This window comes from Streptomyces sp. NPDC007189 (genome assembly GCF_040703635.1).
Taxonomy (GTDB): Bacteria; Actinomycetota; Actinomycetes; order Streptomycetales; family Streptomycetaceae; genus Streptomyces.
In genome coordinates, this window is sequence record NZ_JBEYEY010000038.1 from 1 (window position 1) to 18,546 (window position 18,546).

Below are 18,546 nucleotides of genomic sequence, written 5' to 3' on the forward strand. Positions count from 1 at the left end.
CGAGTACGAACGCGGCTGGTGGCAACAACAGGAAGCCACCCAGCAGCCCGCCTGAAACAAGACCACCGCACTCTACGAAACCCAGGACAGCTCAGTGTCCTTCGCGGCGTGGACGCTGACCGCGACCTGGCAGTTGGCGCGTTTGCCCAGGGCCCGCAGTACTGCGGGGCCACCGCGACCGACATTCTTCCGTCCTTGGGCACCGACACGTCGTCGATCACCAGGCCGTCGGGACGATGAGCGGCAGCATGCGTTCGCAGATCCGACGCTGCACCGGCACAGGATCCCAGGTGGACTGGTTCACGAACTGCTGGAGGTTCTGCTCGTTGCCGTCCGGCAGCCGAGCGGCCATGGCCTGGATCGACTTGCGGCGGCCGTCCAGCATCAGTCCCCGCAAGTAGCAGTCGGTGCATCCACCCATCCAACATGCCCAGGAGCAGCCCGAACCAGAAGACCTAACGGAGTCCTATTAGTCGGCGGCGTTCCGCTGACCTGCGTGGACTGTATTCGGTGAGACGTGTCGACTCAGTTCGCAGCACGTCTCGGGGTTGAGACGGGTTGACGGCGCGCCTTATCCCGATGTGCTGATGACGTAGTTGATCGCGGAGGCGACATCGTCAGCGACATGGGTCGGCTGGTAGGAGTCCTGAGTCCAGGCACGTCCGTCGGTTACCCACACGCTTCGAAGCCCGAGCGTGCTGGCGCCCGCGATGTCGGCGTGGGGTGAATCGCCGATGACCCATGCGCCCGGCAGGGGGAGCCTGACGGTAGCGGCTGCCGCCTGGAAGATCTCCGGTTCCGGTTTCTTGTGGCCGACGTCCTCGGAGATGACCCAGCCCTGGACGAGTTGGTCGAGTCCGGTGATACGGATCTTCGCTTCCTGCTGAGGGGTGCGGCCGTTGGTGACGACGACGCAAGTCCAGCCGTCCGCTTGCGCTTTGCCCAGCGCTTCGCGGGTGGATTCCGCCAGGACGACGCGATCGGCGGCGCCCTTGTCGAGAAGAGCACGGATGCAGGTGGTTGGCACCACGTCGCCGTAACGGTCGGTGAGCGCTGCGGCGACTTCCCGACGCGCGGTGTAGCCGCTGGCGTCGATGGCCATCACCCATGTGAGGTCGGAGGCGGGCAGACCGTGCTCGGCAAGGAAGTCGACGACGGCGGCACGGAAGGCCGCATCGCGGTCGACAAGGGTGTTGTCGAGGTCCAGCAACAACAACGGCATGACCGGAAGCAGATCACGCGAACCGGTTGCGAGGCAGGTCAGTTTCCGTCTGGCACCGACACCAGGCAGACACCGAGGACTCCCCTGTACCGCGTCCACGCACGACAACTCGATGCACGGCCTTGCCTGATCCACCCTGTGCGGTAAGCCATCCAGCGCCCCAGCGTCCTCAGTCGCGCGAGTAGGTTCGCTGAGAAGGCGACTCGATTGAGTGAGTTTTCAGCGGTGCCGCTCCAGGGTGACGATGGCGGCGGCGATTGACGACCTGCGGTTCGGGCGGCACCGGGCCTCGCGGAAGATGCGCCAGGATTTCAATCGCGCGATGCCGCGCTCGACCGGTGCCCGGGCCGCCGACAGCGCACGGATGACGGTCTGCTCGGTGGGCGTGAGGTCACGGCCCGGCGGGCGTCTGAGGGGTGTGGTCACCCAACGGGCCGGGCCGGCCCGAGCGGGCGGCGCGGTTGGCACGGCGATAAGGGGGTTTCTCATGCGAATCCTGGACTGTTCTCAGACAAGGTTGCGAGCATCAGGCCCGTCAACTGCTCGCATCGGTCCACCAACGACCCGGGAGCCCTCATTTCCATTCGCCTTCACCGCTATCGCCGCTCCCTCCTGCTGAGCGCGGTCACGCTCGCCGGACTGGCCGTCGGCACACAAACCATGGGCACCGCTTTCGGTGCCACCGCGCCGCTGAGCGATGCGCGCGAGGTCGTCCATTTCGACATCGCGGCCCTGCAGCAGCCGGAGAACATCACGCTGGAGCCGGGCGGGGCCGCCGATGTGACGTTCCAGAAGTCCCGGCAGGTGGCCCAGGTGGCCACGAGCGGGACGATCACCGTACTGGCGACCCTTCCCGCGCCGACCACCGGCAGCGCGACGGCGTCCGGCATCGTACGCACCGCCGACGGCACGCTCTACGTCAACTACAACGCGGGCGCCAATTCCGGCATCTATCGGATCCCGGCGGGCGGTGGCACTCCCGTGCTGGTGGTGGCGATGCCCGATGTGAAGGTGCTGAACGGCCTGGCGATCGACGCGAGCCGTGACACCTTGTACGCAACCGACTCTTCGTCCGGCACCGTGTGGAAGGTGTCGCTGAGGACGAGGGTCGCCTCCCTATGGACACAGGGAGGCGACTTCCAGCCCGGTTCGGCCTCGACGTCCTCGTTGGGGGCCAACGGTGTCAAGGTGCACAACGGCGCCGTGTGGGTGACCAACACCGGCAACGGCACGTTGCTTCGGGTACCGATCAACAAGGACGGCACGGCAGGTACGGACACCGTCAAGGCGACCGGCCTGTCCGGGATCGACGACTTCGCCTTCACCGGCCGCGGCGACCAGGTGCTGGCCGCCCAGAACGGCACCAACCAGGCCAGCATCGTCAGCTCGGACGGCACGGTTCAGACGGTGCTGACGGCGGCGGACGGAATCGAGAACCCGACCTCGGTGGCGGTCAAAGGCTCGACCGTGTACGTGGCGAGCGGGGCGTACCTCACGCGCACGGATCCCAATCTACTGCTCGCGCGGCTGCGCTGAATGCGGGCGGGCCGGGAGCAGTGAGACAGGACACCTCCGGCCACCAGCGGACCGTACAGCCTCAGATCCACCGACCGACGACAGGACGGGACCGACTGGCATCTGTTGGTGGAGCGGCTTCTCCACCATGCCTGAGGGGCCGACCGGCGACCCAGGAGATCCGCCGACTGCGCGCTCAGGGCCATTGACGACGGGGAATCTGGAGGGCAAGACTGAACTAGTAGTTCAGTTCAGTTTGAGGAGCCGAGGACATGACTTCATTGACCGCCGCTGCATCGGGATCTTTTACGATCGGCGCCGACCTGACGGTGAACCGCCTGGGATTCGGCTCCATGCGCCTCACCGGCAAGGGTGTGTGGGGCCCGCCGAGGGACCCGGACGAGGCGGTGCGTGTGCTGCGCCGCGCCGTCGAGTTGGGCGTGAACTTCATCGATACGGCCGACAGCTACGGACCGTTCGTGGCCGAGCAGCTCATCAAGAAGGCGCTGCACCCGTACAAGGACGACCTCGTCATCGCTACGAAGGCGGGACTGACCCGACAGGGCCCGGACCTGTGGACCCCGGTCGGCCGCCCCGAGTACCTGCGTCAACAGGCCGAGTTGAGCCTGCGGCATCTGGGTGTCGAGCGCATCGACCTGTTCCAGTTGCACCGCATCGACCGTGCGGTGCCGCTCGAGGACCAGGTGGGCGAGCTGAAGAGGCTGCAGGACGAGGGCAAGGTTCGCCACATCGGCCTGTCCGAGGTCAGCGTCGCCGACGTCGAAGCCGCGCAGAAGGTGGCCCCGATCGCGACGGTGCAGAACCTGTACAACGTGGCCAACCGCTCGGCGGAGGAACTGCTCGACTACTCGACAGCCAACGGCATCGGGTTCATCCCGTGGTACCCGCTTGCGACCGGTGCCCTGGCAGCGCACGGCGGCCCCCTCGCAGAAATCGCCCAGCGCACCGGGCACACCCCCGGCCGGCTCGCCCTCGCCTGGCTGTTGAAGCGTTCGCCCGTCATGCTGCCGATCCCCGGTACCTCGACGGTCGCGCACTTGGAGGACAACACCGCGGCCGCGACCGTCGAGTTGTCCGACCAGGACTTCGAGGCGCTCGCCGCCGCGGTCTGAGACTGTCGAACCACTGTCTTCCTCACTGTGGAAGGGACCTTCAGCGTGTCGTCCATCACCGGCGCTGAGAAGGCACTGGGCGCCGGACGCCAAGTGGTCGCTGCCGCCGACCACCCGCGTTCCGTCACGGGCCGCTCTCCTGCGGCGGGTGACGTCCTGCCTGTCGCCAGGCGCGTGCAAATGGCCTCGCCGCGCGAGGAGTTCAGCGCCTCGCGAACGGTGTCGCCTGCTACGGACCACTGCGATGTCGCGGCTTGAGAGCAATGAGCCCATGGTGGGAGAGGACGGCATCCTCTCCCACCCCACCGGGCCTCGCAGCGACCGCATCCATGCTCAAGTACTCGCCGCCACCCAGGAACTGCTCGACGAGGGGGGACTGCCGGCGGCGACCGTCGACGCCATCGCGCAGCGCTCCGGGGTGAGCAAGGCCACCATCTACAAACACTGGCCGTCCCGCACCGCGGTGGCCGCCAAGGCGTTCGGTCTGATGATGGCCGGAGAACTGCCCCCGCCGGACACCGGCAACAGCCGGGAGGACCTCATCGAGCAGGTCCGACACGTCTCCGGCTTCTACGCCAGTCGGCGCGGGGAGGTCTTCGCGCAGCTTCTCGCCGCCTGCGTCGACGACCCCGCCGCGGCGCCCTACTTCCGCGAGTACTTCCTCGCCGGGCGGCGGGAGGCCATCGCGACGCTGTGGCAACGCGCGGTGGACCGCGGTGACGCCTCACCCGGCACCGACATCGACGACGTCATCGACATCCTCTTCGGGCCGCTCGTCTTCCGCAGGCTCACCGGCCACTACGACCTCACAGCCGAGCGGGCCGAGAAGCTCGCGCGTACTGCGCTCGACGGGCTGATGCGTCCCCTCGCCTGAGACCCCACGACTCCAAGGGAGAGACGCACTGGTGTGAGCAGCGGCCTGGCCGCGCCTTCGCCACCGCCGCCCTCGATGCCGGACACACCGTCGTCGGTACCGTCCGCAAACCGGATCAGATGACCGCCTTCGAGCAGCTCGCCCCGGACCGCGCCCACGCCCGCATGCTCGACGTCACCGACACCGATCCCGTCGCGCCGACTGTGGCGGCCATCGAAAACGAGATGGGCGCCATCGACGTGCTCGCCAACAACGCCGGTTACGGTGTCCCGGGCATCGTCGTGCACCAGGACGTCCTTCCCCTTCCGCTGGCAGAACCGCATGTACTTGTCGACTTCCCGGCGAGTTCCTGCGCGGACTCGTAGCAGTTGTCGATCTCCACGAACAAGAGCGGCACGCCGTCCTCAGGTGCGGTGAGAACGATGTCCGCCTGGGTGCCGCCCTTGCCGGGCTTGGATCAGGTGCCCGTCGCGGGCAGCGCTACCTCGGTCGCGTAGGAGGCGAGGGCGCCCAGCCCGGCCGGGGGCGTCGACTGTGGCTGCGTGGCCCCGAGGACGTCGGCCGGCTCGCCCTCGAGCTGGGTCAGGTCCGGCTTCGGTCGCAGCAGTGCCGACAGGGCGTCGTTGACCGCCATCGGGTGGGAGGCTCCGCTGGGCCCTCCAGCCTGTCCACGGTCATGGTGTCCATCAGCGCGAGGGAGCTGTCGCGGTCGGGTCAACCATGCGAGGGATGCCGCAGGCGGCCCCCAACACGGGCTCGGTATCCGAGGACACGGGTGCCGGGCCCAAGTCCTGCGGTGCCGGGGTTGGCCGTGTCTCGCGAGCCGGATCTTCTATGCCTGGCGGGGTGAGACCTCGCCCATCAGGCCCCAGCCGTCCATGCCGGGGATCTCTGTGGAGACGATCTGAGGCTGGGTGGCGACGGCGTACGACATGGCTTCCATGGCCGCCTTGAAGTGCGCGGACTGCACATGTTCGGTGCCCGCGGCGCTGTTGCGGAAGGCCTCGACGAGGATGAACTGGTGTGGGTCGTCGACGCTGCGGGACCACTCGAAGAAGAGGTTGCCCGGCTCGCGGCGGGTGGCCCGGGTGAAGTCGCCGACGAGGTCGAGCCAGCCGTCCGCGTGCTCGGGCCGGACAGTGAACTTGACGGTAATGAAGATCATGAGAAGTCCTCTGTTGCCCGACCGCGGGTGAGGTGCGGCCTGGGCAGGTGGGTGAGTGTCACAGTGCGGGAGGGACGGTGCGGGCCAGGGCTTCCAGGTCTCCGTAGAGGGCAGCGTGGAGTGCGGCGGCGAGTTCGCGCGCGCGTTCTTCAGTCCGCACGCCGTGCATCATGAAGTAGACCGGTCCGGTGTAGGCGCCGAAATCGGCCTCGCGGTTGTCGACCAGGCGGAGGATCGCGGCCCGGATGGCATCGTTGACGGCGTCCGCGACCGTGTGGCCGGAGCCGGCGGTGAGGGTGTCCGCCTTCACGGTCCACCGCTGCCCTGGCTCGGATTCGATGGCGACGAACACAGCGTGGTGCGCCATGGCATTGCGGTAGGCCTCGTGGAAGGCATGGGTGCCGGTGGCATCCGGGACGAGGTGAGCAGGACAGGGAACCGGCAACGGCTGCACCAGTGCATTCTGCCAAGAGGTCACGTCAATTCGCCTCCGCGACCCGGTGGCGGGTCACGTTGAGTCCCGGTCTTTGCATCGAACCAGCGGCTTCCGCCTCCTCACCGAGCCATCGGGCTCCACGGGTCACTGACGAAGCAGCCATGCGTCGCCGGACGGCTACGGCGCGCTGGCGATGCTCTGCCGTGCCCAGACCGTCTTGCCCTGCGCGTGGTACCGGATTCCCCAACCGTCGGCGACGCTCGCGACGATGAAGAGGCCACGGCCGCCCTCATCGATGGCCCGTGCGTGTTTCAGGTGCGGGGCGCTGTCACCCGCGTCGCGGACCTCGCAGGTCAGACGGTCGTCGAGGATGAGGCGCAGGCGGTACGGCGGGGCGCCGTAGCGAATGGCGTTGGCGACCAGCTCGCACGTGATGAGTTCCGTGGTGAATGCCTCGTCCGGGCCGATGTCCCATTCGGCGAGCTGGCCGCGCACCGCGGCCCGCACCTCGGGGACGGTCGAGAGGTCCCCGGACAGCGCTACCGTCAGCACCTGGTCGGCGGGCAGCCCTTTGGCACGCACCAGGAGCAGCAGCTTCTCGGTCTCGTGGCGGTCCCGCAGCGCGTAGGCGAGCATGTCGCTCACCTCGTCCAGCGGGAGCTGCACTCCCTGGCGTAGCACGGCGCGCAACCGTGGTTCGCTCTCCAGCAGGTTCTCGTTGCCGATCGCGAGGATGCTGCCAGGCGACAGCGGGAAGTCGGTCGCGGGAAACGGAGCGTGGTCGGTGCCGGCCAGGACCGGGCCTCCGGGCGCGGACACGACCTGCGCGTCGCCCCCAGGGCGTACCAGGTACGGCTCGGACAGGCCGGCGCGCACGAGGGTGCAGGTGTGGTCGACCGAGTCGTAGACCGCGATGAGGCAGCCGGCGGTCAATGGCTCGCGGTTCAGCGGATCCCCGGCCGGCAGTGCCGCCCGCTCGCGGGCCAGCTCGGCGGCGGTGTCACTGAGCCGTGCCATCAATTCGTTCGGCTCCAGGTCCAGCGCGGCCAGCGCGTGAATGACCGTCCTGAGCTGTCCCATCGTGGTCGCGGTGGCGAGACTGTGGCCGGCGACGTCGCCGAGCACCAGCGCGGTGCGGCCGCCGGCCAATTCGATCACGTCGAACCAGGCACCCCCGCCGCCCGGCCCTGGGATGTGCAGGTACGCCACGTCCACCATGGGCGGAATCGACGTCCGCTGCGGCAGGAGCCTGCGCTTCACGGTCGCGGCGATGGTCCGCTCGCGGGTGAAGCGGCGGGCATTGTCGATGCACACTGCCGCGTGGGCACACAGATCCGACGCCAGCGCGATGTCGTCTTGGTCGAAGGGTTCCTCGTCCCGGTGCCGATAGAAGCTGACCACTCCCAGAGCCTGGCCGCGCACGGTGAGCGGCGCGACGATCAGGGAGTGCACAGCCGACTGGGTGATGGCGTTCGCCCGCGCCGGGTCCGCCGACAGCCAGGGGCTGTCCTGCGTCACGGTGACGAGCCGGGGCCGTAGGTCGTTCAGGACGCGGGAGAAGGGCGTCCCGTCCGGCAGCCGCCTTACGTCCCCCACCGGGTGAGCCGACACCAGCCCCTTGAAAGCGGCTCGCCGCAGCGGCATGTCGCGATCCACCGGAGCCAGCGGGGGCTCCTCGCCCCGGATGACGTCCTCGATGACCTCGACCACGGCGATGCCGGTGAACGCCGGAACCACCGCCTCCACCAACTCCTCGCACACAGACGTGACTTCGAGCCGCTCACCGACAGCGGCGCGCACTTTCCCCAGGACTCTCAGCCGATGCAGTGCCCGTTCGTGCTCGGTGACGTCGATCGCCAATGCGACAAGGCCCAGAACCTCGCCGTCCGCGCCTTCCAGACGCACATAGGACAGGGAGTAATACACGGGGCGGCCCGTGCCGCGCCTCGGCCTGGCCGGCACGACGCGCCGCAGTGCCGGCTCCCCGGTCACGAGGACTCGGCGCGCCACCGCGCTCTCCCTCTCCAGGTCCGCAAGACCGAGGGATTCGGGAAAGCTCCGGCCGACCGGCCCGCCATCCACCCCTGGAAGAGCTTCGCGCGTGCCGCTCCGGGACCGGACGATGCGCAGATCCCCGTCCAGGACGTTCAGATCGATCAGCGAGTGAACGAACAATGCCCGCAGGATCGCCGGGTCCCGAACCGCGGCGCCGTCGCCCTGTCTGTCACGTACCTCCCAGGTGAGCGAGGCCCCCGAGAGCACCGGCCGTACGGACACCGCGCCCAGGGCCTCCAGAAAGGCCCTGCCTCCTGTGGTGCCGTCGCCCCCGCCCGTCAGCTCGGCCACGGTGCGGCCCTCGGCCTCCTGCCGGGACCGGCCGAGCAGCTCTGCGGCCCGCGCGGACCACTCGACGATCCGCCCGTCGTCGGCGATTCGCACCAGCACAGCGCCGTCCGACATCGCCCGACACCTCCGCTCCGGCCCGCTTACCCGCGTCCCCTTCCATAGTGGGACACACCACCGAGCCGCTCACACCAGTGAGCCACCCAGAGCAGCTCGAAACTCGTCCGGCAGCCGCACCGCCACGGCCGCCCGAACCATGGCTACGGCTGCCTCCACACCGCCGTTGACGACCTCCTGCGGTCTGCGGCCCCCGCGACGGTTACCGGGCTGGGGGCGGTGATCCGGGGCCGATGGGGGTGGTGGGAGGCGGTGCGTTCGATGGCCAGGACGGCTGCGTCGTCGGTGTTTTGTCCCCCGGTATGGGCCAGCAGGTCGCTGTGCAGGTGGCGCAGCAGGTTGGCGGGGCTGGTGGCGGGGAAGGCGGCGACGCGTTCGGCGAGCGGATAGAAGGCTCCACCCGGGGAGCGGGCTTCGATCACGCCATCGGTGTAGAGCAGGAGGATGTCGCCGGCTTCGAAGGTGAACGGGTCGGTGCGGTGGCCGGCGGCGGACAGACCACACATCCCCAGCGGGGGTGCGGGGCTGCGGGGGGTCAGGACCGTCACCTGGTGGTCGTGCAGCAGCAAGGGCGGCGGATGACCGCAGTGGATCATCTGGGCGTGTGTGCCGTGGTCGGGGATGTCCAGGACGAGGGCGGTGATGAAGTGCTCGCCGACGTCGTACCTGGTGTCGGCGACCTCCTCCGTCTCCCGGCAGACGCTCTCCTCCACGGCGGTGACCAGTTCCGACAGAGTGGCGTAGCGGTGGGCGCCCTCGCGGAAGGCGCCCAGCACGATGGATGCCTCGCCGATGGCCGCCAGACCCTTGCCCCGGACGTCGCCGATCACCACACGAGTGCTGTCGTGGGCGGCGCGGGCGAGTGCGAACAAGTCGCCGCCGATCCTGGTCTCGTCCTCGGCGGCCAGATACAGCCATGCCACCCGAAGCGGTCCGATCCGGTGCGGCGGCGGCCGCAGCAGAACCAGCTGTGCTGTCTCGGCCACCGAGCGGGCCCGGCTCAGCTGCCGGTCACGCCGCTCGCGTACATAGCAGACGAAAACCACCAAGGCGGAAAGTATGGTCAGGGCGATGATCTGCGCGACATGGTTGGTCGTGGTCAGGCCGCCATGGAACACCGCGATGAGAACCTGAGCGGCCACCGCCGCGACACCGACCGCGGCGGTCAGCCGCGGACCGGCGAACGAGGCGGTCAGAGCGGGCGCGATGACCAGCAGCGGACCCAGATGGACATCGGGCCCGGAACGAAGGTCCGTCACGGTGATCACCACGATCAACGCGAGCGGAATCGCCACCACCCCGCGGCCCGACCACTGCTCCAGGAAGCGGTCCACCGACACACGACGGACAGCCATGCCCCCATATTGCCCCCATTTGACGACGCATGCGCCCGAGCTGTGGCGGCAACCTGTCCGGCCGGCGGCTCGGCGACGCAGTCAGCCGGCGATTGCGTAGTCGAACGCGTCGCCCAGGGTGTAGGCAGGCTTCCTCGCCGCGGCGATCACCACCCTCCTGGTTGGCGATCGAGCGCGGCGGCATCACTCGTCCGTGTACTCCAGTTGCGGCGCCCACGGCTGTTCTGTGCAAAGCCCTCGCCCCGGCCATCCTGCTCACCGGCTTCGGCACTGTCGCCGGCGCCCGCGCGAAGCCGGCGCCCACGGCGGCGAGCGCGAGCGATGAGGACCCGCGGCAGGCCCACACCCGTTGGGCCCATGAGACGCACCACGCACGCTTCAGCGCTGAGTGGAAGGTGGGCCGGGCATCGGGGTGAGTTGAGCGACCGCTGCGGTCAGCTGATGTTGGATCTGCGCGGACAGCGATGGGCCGTTGACCGTGTCGACGATGTCCTGGGCGAGGCGGTGCAGCTTGATGTTCGTGTGCTGGGAGACCGTGACCAGGACGGTCCAGGCTTCGTCGGGGGTCAGGTTGAAGGAGGCCATCAGCACCCCGCGGGCGAGGTCGATGACCGGCCGGGTCTCCATCGCCCGGCGCAGTTGGATGACCTCGGTGCGAGCGTCCGGTCCGGCGTCGTTGGCCAAGGTGTCTTCGGTGTCATGCGTCATGGCGATGGCAGGGGAGAGTCGGAGGTGAACAGGGGCAGTGCGCCGGTGAGCGTCAGCAGTCTCGTCACAGCCGGACTGGACTCCCGGACGGTGACGGTCTTGCCGTCGTACAGCGCCTGTTGCCGCAGGCGCAGCAACATATTGAGGCCGGAGCAGTCACAGAACTGCACGCCCCCCAGGTCAAGGTCCACGCCGGTCGGTGACAGGGCAAGGACGTCGTGCAGGACACGGCCAAGCCATGCGCTGCTGTCAAGGTCCATCTCCCCGGCCACCCGGGTGAGCAGCCGCTCACCCTCGGGGTACGTCTCGGCTTGAAGGAACGGTTGCGAGTGGTGGCCGGTCAGCGCCGCCACCGCTCCGGCGGGGCCAGCTGAGCCCGCATCGAGCCGCCCTCCTGCGGGTTCAGGCATGACCGCCGCTCTCCTCACCTGTGTGCGCTCCCGGTCCAGCTTCGACATCGCCTTCATACCCGTCAAGGGTTACATGAAAAATCTTTCGCCCTTTTGTTTTCGTGAATACTCTCTCCTATCCTGGGGCGCATGGGTGGAGTGCCGGAGTCACACACAGGCTGGACCTTCTTGACCAATCACGCGCGCGTGCTGGCGGCGATCGCCGACGATCCCCACACGCGCATCCGCGACCTCGCCGCGCATTGCCGGCTCACCGAGCGCGCGGTCCAGAAGATCATCGCCGACCTGGAGGAAGCGGGCTATCTCTCGCGCATCCGGCACGGGCGCTCCAACACCTACCGCATCGCCTCCGACGTCCCGTTGCGGCATCCGGTCGAAGCCGAAGCCGGACTGACTGTCGCCACCCTGCTGTCCGTGCTCGCCAGCCACGACGCACAGCGGGGCAGCCGCCTTGAGTCACTGCAGATCGGACGCTCAGCCACCGGAGGGCCCAGGTCCGAGGGCGAGAGGTAACCCGAGGAACACGCGCCCGTGGCGGGCGGAGGACGGGCCTGCGCCGCGGGTGACGACGTGACCGGCCGGGGAGCTGCCCGCGCTGCGGGTCTTCTCGCACGGGCCGTGCGCACGGCGCTGTACGACCCGAAAGACCCCTCCAACGAGGCGGTCGCCGCCTTCTACGTCCAAGCCTCCGGCGGACTCGGTGACCTGTATGCACCGCTGCTGCCCCTGACGGCCGGCGACGCGCCGAACGATCCGGGCTGCTCGGCTACATCAAAGGACTGCGGTTCACCCCGATCGAGGCGTTCGACTCCGACACCGCCACCACCACCGAACTGCTGCGCTTCGGGCACTCCTGGGCCGCCGTCCACGCCGCCCGCCCCTCCCCCACCCACCCCACCGGCCGATACCTGCTCACCCTGACCCCCAAGGCCTACGCCGACACCGACCTCCAAGCCGTCCATCCCGACCGGTAACCGTGTGTTCGCGGCCGCGCGCCGGAGGGACGCGCCAGTGCAGGCCGGGGCCCTCGACGCGGTGCAGCGGCGGGGACGCCACATGGCAACCCAATGCCGCCGAAACCGTCCTTGATCACCGCTCCCGTCACGCTGCCGAGATCCTGGCGCTCGGCGGCCCCGACGCCGACCGATACCCGCACCGCGTCCCACCACTGACCGGCGGGCAGGGGTCCGTACCTCGGCGTGCGGACGCGCAGCCTGCGCCGCCCGGTCTCGTCAGGCACCGTACGTCGGAGTAGGTTCACCGTTCGTATCTGCGTTCGTGCACCGGAGAGGCAGCTATGGGACACCCCGGACAGACCAGCCCCTTAGTGATCGATCCGACCGGTCGTGACATCCACGGCGAGGCCACCCGAATCCGCGAGCGCGGACCGGTGACGCCCGTCGAACTCCCCGACGGCGTACCGGCGTGGGCCGTCAGCGACCCCAACCTGCTCAAGCGCCTGCTCACCGACCCGCGCGTCTCCAAGGACCCGCGCCAGCACTGGACCCGGTGGATCGACGGCAAGGTCTCGCCGGAGTGGCCGCTGTTCACCTGGGTCGCGGTGCAGAACATGTTCACCGCGTACGGCGGCGAGCACAAACGTCTGCGGTCCCTCGTCTCCAAGGCGTTCACCGCGCGGCGCACCGCGGCGCTGCAGCCCCGTATCGAGGAGATCACCAAAACTCTGCTCGACCGGCTCGAAGAAGCCGGGCGGCGGAGCCAGGTCGTCGATCTGCGCGAGGAGTTCTGCTACCCGCTGCCCATCCAGGTGATCAGCGAGCTGTTCGGGCTGCCGGAGGAAGAGGGCGCGGAACTGCGCGCCGTCGTGGACGGCATCTTCCACACCTCCGCCACCCCGGAGGAGGTCACCGACATCTACGCCCGGTTCTACGCGACGCTGCGGGAACTCGTCGCCCTCAAGCGGCGGTCCCCCGGCGACGACCTGACCACCGCGCTGATCGCCGCACGCGACGACGAGAGCGACACCCGGCTCACCGAGCAGGAACTGCTCGACACCCTGGTGCTCATGGTCAGCGCCGGGCACGAGACCACGGTCAACCTCATCGACAACGCCATCCACCTGCTGCTCACCCACCCGGACCAACTCGCCCATGTCCGGGCCGGCCGCGCCTCCTGGGAGGACGTGGTGGAAGAGGCGCTGCGCGTGGAGGCGCCAGTGGCCAGCCTGCCGCTGCGGTACGCCGTCGAGGACCTGGTGATGAGCGAGTTCGGCGGTCCGGACGGGGTGGTGATCGCCAAGGGCGAGGCGATCCTCGCCGCGTACGCCGCCGCCGGACGGCACCCGGACAAGTACGGCCCGGACGCCGCCGCGTTCGACGTCGCCCGTGTCGACAAGGAGCACCTGGCCTTCGGGTACGGCGTGCACTTCTGCCTGGGCGCCCCCTTGGGTCGGCTCGAGGCGCGCGTCGCCCTCCCGGCGCTCTTCGACCGCTTCCCCGGGCTGCGACTGGCCGCGGGGAGCGGGGAGTTGGAGCCGGTCGACTCCTTCATCTCCAACGGCCACGGCTCCTTGCCGGTCCATCTGTCCTGATCACTCCGCCCGCCACCAGGACCGCAGCCGGGCGGTCCAGCCGTGCCGCGCCGGTTCGATGATCACAACGGCGCCCGCATGCATGAACGCCAGACGAAGCATCTGGCGTCGCGGAACGCACGCGTTGTGATAGTCGCCATCGCGTGACCACCGTAATCCTCGCGGTGGTGTCCGTAGTGATGCCTGTGCCCAGAGGTGGGCATCCATGAGCTGTTCGCTGGAACCGGTGGTGCGCAGCCGGCGCGCCGCGGCCGGCCGCCCGACCAGCGTACGCATCCGGGACGGGCCGCCCGCCCTGCGGTCCTACGGGCCTCGACCCGGACGACCGCGTCGGACGCCTCGACCGACTCCACCAACACACCCCTCGACCGACAACAGCAGCTCGTCCAGCACCCTCGGCTTCGGGGCAAGCGTGTTGATGAGTCTCCAACGGCGCTCGGCCTCGCGGAAGTTCAGGGCGGCCTGAACGCCGCTTCGGAGCATGTGGGCCATGCCAGGATGACCCACATGTCTTCCGGCGATCCTCAAACTTCCGCCGCGCACGATGGTCGGGCTGTGGCCAACGACTACGACAGCTTCGCCCAGGCATACGCGGCCGAGAGTGAGTCCAACCTCCACAACGGCTACTACGCGCGGCCCGCGATCCTTGACCTGGCCGGGGACGTGGCCGGGCGCAGGCTCCTCGACGTCGGATGCGGCGCCGGCACCGTGCTCGAGGCGCTGCGCGATCGCGGCGCCATCGTGACCGGCGTCGACCCCAGCATCAAGTTACTGGAGCTGGCCCGGCAGCGGCTCGGTGAGGACGCGGCCCTGCATCAGGCCGGCCTGGGCGGCGCTCCCCTGCCGTTCCCCGACGGCGCGTTCGACGATGCCCTCGCATGCCTGGTCCTGCACTACCTGGAAGACTGGACGGCGCCGCTCGCCGAACTGCGGCGTGTGCTGGCGCCCGGCGGCCGACTCATCGTCGCCGTCAACCACCCCTTCGTCTACAGGCTGCAGCATCCCCATGCCGATTACTTCGCGACCAGCAAGTGGTCCGAGGAGTACACCTTCAGCGGCCGGAACGCGACGCTTACCTACTGGCATCGGCCACTGCACGCGATGACCAGCGCCTTCACCGACGCCGGCTTCCGGATAGCCGTCATCAGCGAACCGCCCCCCGCACCAGGCGCCCGCGAGCGTTTCCCCGAAGTCTTCCAAGAGGTCTTCCGGAATCTGCCCTCGGCGACCGCATTCCTCCGCTTCCTGTTCTTCGTCCTGGAGGCCGCCTGAGGTCAGGGACCATCCGGCCGACGTGACGGGCTTGAGCCACATGATCGATCCCCGGGCACCAGCGTGCGCAGCCTCAAGGAGCCATACGCGCCGGCGGCACCGCTCAGACGGTGCTCCGTGTGTTGAGCGCTGAGGGGCTGGTCGCTCCTGGATGGCAGGGGCACCTTCGTCGCCGGCCCCTCGCGGTCAGCGCGGAGTGAGACAGGCTTCGAGGGCGGCCCGCTGTTGTGGGGGCAGGTGGTCGCCGAGGGGGACTTTGCGGGGGCTGTGATCGCCTTCGCACAACCAGCTCTGTTCGTCATCGTCGAACCACCAGTCCTCGGCGCCCCACATAGGGTGCCCCTGAAGCAGTTGCCTGGCCAACGCCTCGCTCGCCTCGGGCGCGCCCTGAGCGACCAGAGCCTCGACCACCCTCGTCACGGCCTCCTGCGGAACCGCCGCATCGCCGAGAACCGGCAGAAGGAGCAGGAGACGGGCGTGGGGGTCGGTAACGCCCTCGGCACCCGGTGGTGCCTCCAGCAGGGCGGCGAGCTCAGGCCAGCACAGTCCGGGGCCGATGCGGTCCTGATCGTCGCTGGCCAGGGCGAGATCCTGACTCCAGTCGGGATGCGTGAGGAAGTAGTCCGTGGTTGTGAACTCCTCGCCGCTGTTGTAGTGCACGACGATCGTGAAGCCGCCGCTCAGCGGAACCGTGAACCTCGGCCATGCCGACGGATCGTGGAGTCGGTCCAGCACGGCCGCGGCGTCGCCCGCATCACAGCCGAAGGCCTCCGGCGGATGTCCCCCGGACAGGTCCGCCAAGTGCGCGGGCCAGAAACCCGGCTCATCCACAAGCGTATGCCCGTCCACGACGGGCGACGACGAGTACCAGTTCCGTGCCATCACCATGCCGGAATTCTCTCCGAGCCCGGTTGGCCTTGTTCACCACGATCATCTATTGGGCACGGGGAGCGGACGGGCTACGTCCGCAACGCCTGCCGCCTGAGTCGTCGACGCGGCTGTGCCGCGGGTGATGGGACGGACTTGTTCATGGTGCGGTGGATCTGGGCTGAAAGCGAGCCGTCGCGTCTCCTCTGTCAGCAGGCTCAGCCCCCGCCCTCGGCCTGCGTCACCTGTGTGCACGAGAGAGTGATGTCCACGAATCTTGCTGGCCTCGGCTCGCCGAGTCGAGGACGCGGCTACGTCTACCTCGACACCGCAACCGCAGCATCCCTCCTCATCTGGCTCCGCACATGATCGTCGAACGGGCATCTCCTAGCTGATCCGCCCCGTGAGGTTGGGGCACGGCCGTCGGGCGGCTTCCATTGCCGGGATGCCGGGTAGCCCAGTCCCGGGGGTTGCACCGCACCCACGCCCCGACCCATGGGACGGATCCAGCGTGGCGGACTGGGGCTGCGGCGGGACGAGGTGGCGCTGCTGGCCGGGGTGAGCACGGACTACCACATCCGCCTGGAGCAGGGTCGTGAGCGGAACCCGTCCGAGCAGGTGCTCGGGGCGTCGCTGCGGTACTGCGGCTGGACGGTGCCGCAGCCGGCCACCTGTTCCGGCTCGGCCCTGCCCGTCTTGGCCACGGCGGCCGCAGCGTCGACCGTCGCCCCGGAGCTGGTGCGGCTGATGGACGGCATGCGCGACGTGCCGGCCTTCGTGATCGGGCGTCCGGGTCAGGTCGCAGTGTCCGCGGCAGCGATAGGGCCGGAACCAGGAGGTTGGCGGCGCTCGGCGGCCAACCGTGCCGGCGGGGCCGTGCCCGGTGGGTTCTGCCGGATGGGAATGCCGGGCGGGGGCTCCCGCCCTACGCTCGCCATATGTCCGATTTCATAGCCGCCGGCGCCACAGCCGACGACCTTCCCGCACCGGCCGAGGGCCTGCTGCTCACGCACTTCCTCACGGTCGGCGACGTTCCTCGCTCGCGGACGTTCTATGCCGATGTGCTGGGCGGGCAGGTGGTGCTGGAGGAGAACCCCTGCATCATCAAGGTCGCCAACAGCTGGATCATCATGAACCCCGGGGGCGGGCCCACCGATGACAAACCTGACGTCGTCCTGCGCCCGCCGGAGGACCGCCACACCGTCTCCAGCTTCCTGAACGTACGGGTGGCGGACATCCACGGCTTCTACGCGGCAGCCCGCGCCAAGGGAGCCGAGTTCCTCACCCCGCCCATCGACCGGCGGGCCGAACTGCGCTGCTACATGCGCGACCCGGATGGCTACCTCATCGAGGTCGGCGAGTCCACGGGACTGCTCAAGGGCATCCTGGCGCGCACAAATACCGAAGCGTGACCACTGCACTGCGCTGCGTTGCTGACCGCATTCGTCAGAGGCGACAGACCGGGTCGGTGATTCCGCCGGGGCACGCGAGTGCCGCGATGTCCCATCCGGCGCGTCCGGCTCCGGCCTGGTAGGCGCTTTCGTAGAAGGCGAGCACGGCGGCACGTGGATCGGTCTCGGCGCGGGCCGCGTCGTAGCGCAGCACGGCCAGGTGGCTGTCGCCGCGCGCCACCCACTGCGCGGACGCCGGGCTCAGCGGTGCTTCGGCCAGGCCGGCGGGCTCGGGCGCGGTGTACGAGTAGAACGCGGGCGCGGGGAAGGTGTCGTCGCCGAACCAGAAGCCGAAGCTGATGACTTCCGAGGAGTACGCCTCCCGAGTGACCGGGTCGACCTGCCCGGGCTGGTCGACCCGGCGCCCGGAGAACCGGCTGTGGGCGATGTCGAAGGTGTGCCAGAAGTGGTGCACCGGACTGACCTTCCCCGAGAAGCCCGCCGCGAACTGCTCCAGCACACACGCAACCTGGCTCAGCACCCGCCAGTAGCGGTTCGCGGACACCGGGTCGTACGTCGCATGCTCGATGTCCTCGGCAAACGGCCGATCGGCGTCGGGCAGATCGAAGGGCCTGGGGATGGCGATGTCCACCCGGACGCCGAGCGCGGAAAGAGCGGCCAGGGTCTGGTCGTAGAAGGATGCGACGGACTGGCCCGGAAGCGGAAAGGACCGCTCTTCGCCGTCCAGCGTCATGACGACGAGCCGGTGGTCGACGAAGTCGAAGTCGATCGTGAAGATCGGATTCCCGTCGACCTGCCCCATCGGACGAGTGGTGATGCCGCGCCCAGTGACATGGAACGGGACGTTCCACCAGTGATTGCGCCGGGCGCTCGCGGCCAGGCGGATCTTGCCGACGATCTGCGCGAAACGGTGCAGCGTCTCCTTGGTGTCCCGCCACTCCGCCAGCACCACCGGCGGGAACAGCTCCATCGCCTGCCCCTTCCCACCCGGCGCTCCCGCGGCGGCCGGGCAGTCTCATCATGGCCCCGCAGGGGACATCCGGCACACCGCCGAGGGAGCGGTTCAGCCCGGGGCCGCCGCACGGGCCGCCGCCCAGGTCAATGCCATCGTCCCGCCACGGACGAGGTGACGTGGGTGGGGGCGGTCGGTCCTCGGTCACCAGAGC

18 protein-coding genes and 3 pseudogenes are annotated in these 18,546 nt (G+C 69.1%); 9 read left to right on the forward strand and 12 right to left on the reverse strand.

Annotated features, from left to right (window positions below; genetic code table 11):
• The 3 genes and pseudogenes from AB0950_RS38665 to AB0950_RS38675 form a co-directional block, all read right to left on the reverse strand.
• Positions 1–421, reverse strand: a pseudogene (locus AB0950_RS38665) (transposase); the annotation flags it as partial.
• A 150-nt stretch (positions 422–571) separates the two neighbouring features.
• A complete protein-coding gene (locus tag AB0950_RS38670; RefSeq protein WP_366780603.1) occupies positions 572–1,222 on the reverse strand; it encodes an HAD family hydrolase in 651 nt (216 codons plus the stop codon).
• Between the two features lie 219 nt (positions 1,223–1,441).
• Positions 1,442–1,651: pseudogene (locus AB0950_RS38675) on the reverse strand (transposase family protein); the annotation flags it as partial.
• A gap of 231 nt (positions 1,652–1,882) precedes the next feature.
• On the opposite strand from AB0950_RS38675, the gene AB0950_RS38680 reads away from it, so the two are divergent.
• The 4 genes from AB0950_RS38680 (at position 1,883) to AB0950_RS38695 (ending at position 5,109) form a co-directional block, all read left to right on the forward strand.
• Positions 1,883–2,758: an SMP-30/gluconolactonase/LRE family protein gene (locus tag AB0950_RS38680; RefSeq protein WP_366780604.1), complete on the forward strand. Its 876-nt coding sequence runs from the start codon at positions 1,883–1,885 to the stop codon at positions 2,756–2,758.
• 251 nt (positions 2,759–3,009) lie between these two features.
• Entirely contained in the window at positions 3,010–3,870 is an 861-nt protein-coding gene (locus tag AB0950_RS38685; RefSeq protein WP_366780605.1) for an aldo/keto reductase, read from the forward strand.
• A 271-nt stretch (positions 3,871–4,141) separates the two neighbouring features.
• Entirely contained in the window at positions 4,142–4,744 is a 603-nt protein-coding gene (locus tag AB0950_RS38690) for a TetR/AcrR family transcriptional regulator (protein ID WP_360162161.1), read from the forward strand.
• Entirely contained in the window at positions 4,741–5,109 is a 369-nt protein-coding gene (locus AB0950_RS38695) for an SDR family oxidoreductase (RefSeq protein ID WP_366780615.1), read from the forward strand. Before AB0950_RS38690 ends, AB0950_RS38695 begins: the two co-directional genes overlap by 4 nt.
• 92 nt (positions 5,110–5,201) lie before the next feature.
• On the opposite strand, the gene AB0950_RS38700 is transcribed toward AB0950_RS38695, so the two are convergent.
• The 7 genes from AB0950_RS38700 to AB0950_RS38730 form a co-directional block, all read right to left on the reverse strand.
• Positions 5,202–5,378, reverse strand: coding sequence for a hypothetical protein (locus tag AB0950_RS38700; RefSeq protein ID WP_366780606.1), 177 nt, complete (start codon positions 5,376–5,378; stop codon positions 5,202–5,204).
• Positions 5,379–5,576: 198 nt separating this feature from the next.
• On the reverse strand, positions 5,577–5,909 hold the full coding sequence (locus AB0950_RS38705; protein ID WP_360576107.1) for a putative quinol monooxygenase: 333 nt from the start codon (positions 5,907–5,909) through the stop codon (positions 5,577–5,579).
• A gap of 58 nt (positions 5,910–5,967) precedes the next feature.
• Positions 5,968–6,387 (reverse strand): hypothetical protein, encoded by a 420-nt coding sequence (locus tag AB0950_RS38710; protein ID WP_366780607.1) that lies wholly within the window; start codon positions 6,385–6,387, stop codon positions 5,968–5,970.
• 135 nt (positions 6,388–6,522) lie between these two features.
• Entirely contained in the window at positions 6,523–8,805 is a 2,283-nt protein-coding gene (locus tag AB0950_RS38715; protein ID WP_366780608.1) for a SpoIIE family protein phosphatase, read from the reverse strand.
• A gap of 143 nt (positions 8,806–8,948) precedes the next feature.
• Positions 8,949–10,160 carry a PP2C family protein-serine/threonine phosphatase gene (locus AB0950_RS38720; protein WP_366780609.1) on the reverse strand — a complete coding sequence of 404 codons (1,212 nt, stop codon included), beginning with the start codon at positions 10,158–10,160 and terminating at the stop codon, positions 8,949–8,951.
• A gap of 378 nt (positions 10,161–10,538) precedes the next feature.
• Positions 10,539–10,868, reverse strand: a complete 330-nt coding sequence (locus AB0950_RS38725) for an ANTAR domain-containing protein (RefSeq protein WP_360162165.1) — start codon at positions 10,866–10,868, stop codon at positions 10,539–10,541.
• Positions 10,865–11,278, reverse strand: coding sequence for an STAS domain-containing protein (locus AB0950_RS38730; RefSeq protein WP_360162167.1), 414 nt, complete (start codon positions 11,276–11,278; stop codon positions 10,865–10,867). The genes AB0950_RS38725 and AB0950_RS38730 overlap by 4 nt, the downstream gene beginning before the upstream one ends.
• A 129-nt stretch (positions 11,279–11,407) precedes the next feature.
• Here AB0950_RS38730 and AB0950_RS38735 point away from each other — a divergent pair, with 129 nt between their 5' ends.
• From AB0950_RS38735 to AB0950_RS38745, 3 genes are all read left to right on the forward strand, one after another.
• Complete coding sequence (locus AB0950_RS38735; protein WP_360162169.1) at positions 11,408–11,791, forward strand: helix-turn-helix domain-containing protein; 384 nt, start codon at positions 11,408–11,410, stop codon at positions 11,789–11,791.
• 784 nt (positions 11,792–12,575) lie between these two features.
• Positions 12,576–13,829, forward strand: coding sequence for a cytochrome P450 (locus AB0950_RS38740; protein WP_366780610.1), 1,254 nt, complete (start codon positions 12,576–12,578; stop codon positions 13,827–13,829).
• Positions 13,830–14,336: 507 nt separating this feature from the next.
• A complete protein-coding gene (locus AB0950_RS38745) occupies positions 14,337–15,101 on the forward strand; it encodes a methyltransferase domain-containing protein (RefSeq protein ID WP_366780611.1) in 765 nt (254 codons plus the stop codon).
• Between the two features lie 186 nt (positions 15,102–15,287).
• Here AB0950_RS38745 and AB0950_RS38750 read toward each other — a convergent pair whose 3' ends face one another.
• Positions 15,288–15,989, reverse strand: a complete 702-nt coding sequence (locus tag AB0950_RS38750; RefSeq protein ID WP_360576117.1) for a hypothetical protein — start codon at positions 15,987–15,989, stop codon at positions 15,288–15,290.
• A gap of 501 nt (positions 15,990–16,490) precedes the next feature.
• Here AB0950_RS38750 and AB0950_RS38755 point away from each other — a divergent pair.
• Both AB0950_RS38755 and AB0950_RS38760 read left to right on the forward strand, forming a co-directional pair.
• Positions 16,491–16,754 (forward strand): annotated as a pseudogene (locus AB0950_RS38755) (helix-turn-helix transcriptional regulator); the annotation flags it as partial.
• Between the two features lie 152 nt (positions 16,755–16,906).
• Complete coding sequence (locus AB0950_RS38760) at positions 16,907–17,380, forward strand: VOC family protein (RefSeq protein WP_360162175.1); 474 nt, start codon at positions 16,907–16,909, stop codon at positions 17,378–17,380.
• Positions 17,381–17,414: 34 nt separating this feature from the next.
• On the opposite strand, the gene AB0950_RS38765 is transcribed toward AB0950_RS38760, so the two are convergent.
• Positions 17,415–18,350, reverse strand: a complete 936-nt coding sequence (locus tag AB0950_RS38765) for a DUF5996 family protein (RefSeq protein ID WP_366780612.1) — start codon at positions 18,348–18,350, stop codon at positions 17,415–17,417.
• Positions 18,351–18,546 lie beyond the last annotated feature (196 nt).

Excerpts from the sequence above, each read along its gene's own strand:
- AB0950_RS38670 (WP_366780603.1), bottom strand. The coding sequence starts at position 1,222 with ATGCCGTTGTTGTTGCTGGACCTCGACAACACCCTTGTCGACCGCGAT.
- AB0950_RS38680 (WP_366780604.1), top strand. The coding sequence starts at position 1,883 with ATGGGCACCGCTTTCGGTGCCACCGCGCCGCTGAGCGATGCGCGCGAG.
- AB0950_RS38685 (WP_366780605.1), top strand. The coding sequence starts at position 3,010 with ATGACTTCATTGACCGCCGCTGCATCGGGATCTTTTACGATCGGCGCC.
- AB0950_RS38690 (WP_360162161.1), top strand. The coding sequence starts at position 4,142 with ATGGTGGGAGAGGACGGCATCCTCTCCCACCCCACCGGGCCTCGCAGC.
- AB0950_RS38700 (WP_366780606.1), bottom strand. The coding sequence starts at position 5,378 with ATGGCGGTCAACGACGCCCTGTCGGCACTGCTGCGACCGAAGCCGGAC.
- AB0950_RS38705 (WP_360576107.1), bottom strand. The coding sequence starts at position 5,909 with ATGATCTTCATTACCGTCAAGTTCACTGTCCGGCCCGAGCACGCGGAC.
- AB0950_RS38715 (WP_366780608.1), bottom strand. The coding sequence starts at position 8,805 with ATGTCGGACGGCGCTGTGCTGGTGCGAATCGCCGACGACGGGCGGATC.
- AB0950_RS38720 (WP_366780609.1), bottom strand. The coding sequence starts at position 10,160 with ATGGCTGTCCGTCGTGTGTCGGTGGACCGCTTCCTGGAGCAGTGGTCG.
- AB0950_RS38725 (WP_360162165.1), bottom strand. The coding sequence starts at position 10,868 with ATGACGCATGACACCGAAGACACCTTGGCCAACGACGCCGGACCGGAC.
- AB0950_RS38730 (WP_360162167.1), bottom strand. The coding sequence starts at position 11,278 with ATGCCTGAACCCGCAGGAGGGCGGCTCGATGCGGGCTCAGCTGGCCCC.
- AB0950_RS38735 (WP_360162169.1), top strand. The coding sequence starts at position 11,408 with ATGGGTGGAGTGCCGGAGTCACACACAGGCTGGACCTTCTTGACCAAT.
- AB0950_RS38740 (WP_366780610.1), top strand. The coding sequence starts at position 12,576 with ATGGGACACCCCGGACAGACCAGCCCCTTAGTGATCGATCCGACCGGT.
- AB0950_RS38745 (WP_366780611.1), top strand. The coding sequence starts at position 14,337 with ATGTCTTCCGGCGATCCTCAAACTTCCGCCGCGCACGATGGTCGGGCT.
- AB0950_RS38750 (WP_360576117.1), bottom strand. The coding sequence starts at position 15,989 with ATGGTGATGGCACGGAACTGGTACTCGTCGTCGCCCGTCGTGGACGGG.
- AB0950_RS38760 (WP_360162175.1), top strand. The coding sequence starts at position 16,907 with ATGTCCGATTTCATAGCCGCCGGCGCCACAGCCGACGACCTTCCCGCA.
- AB0950_RS38765 (WP_366780612.1), bottom strand. The coding sequence starts at position 18,350 with ATGGAGCTGTTCCCGCCGGTGGTGCTGGCGGAGTGGCGGGACACCAAG.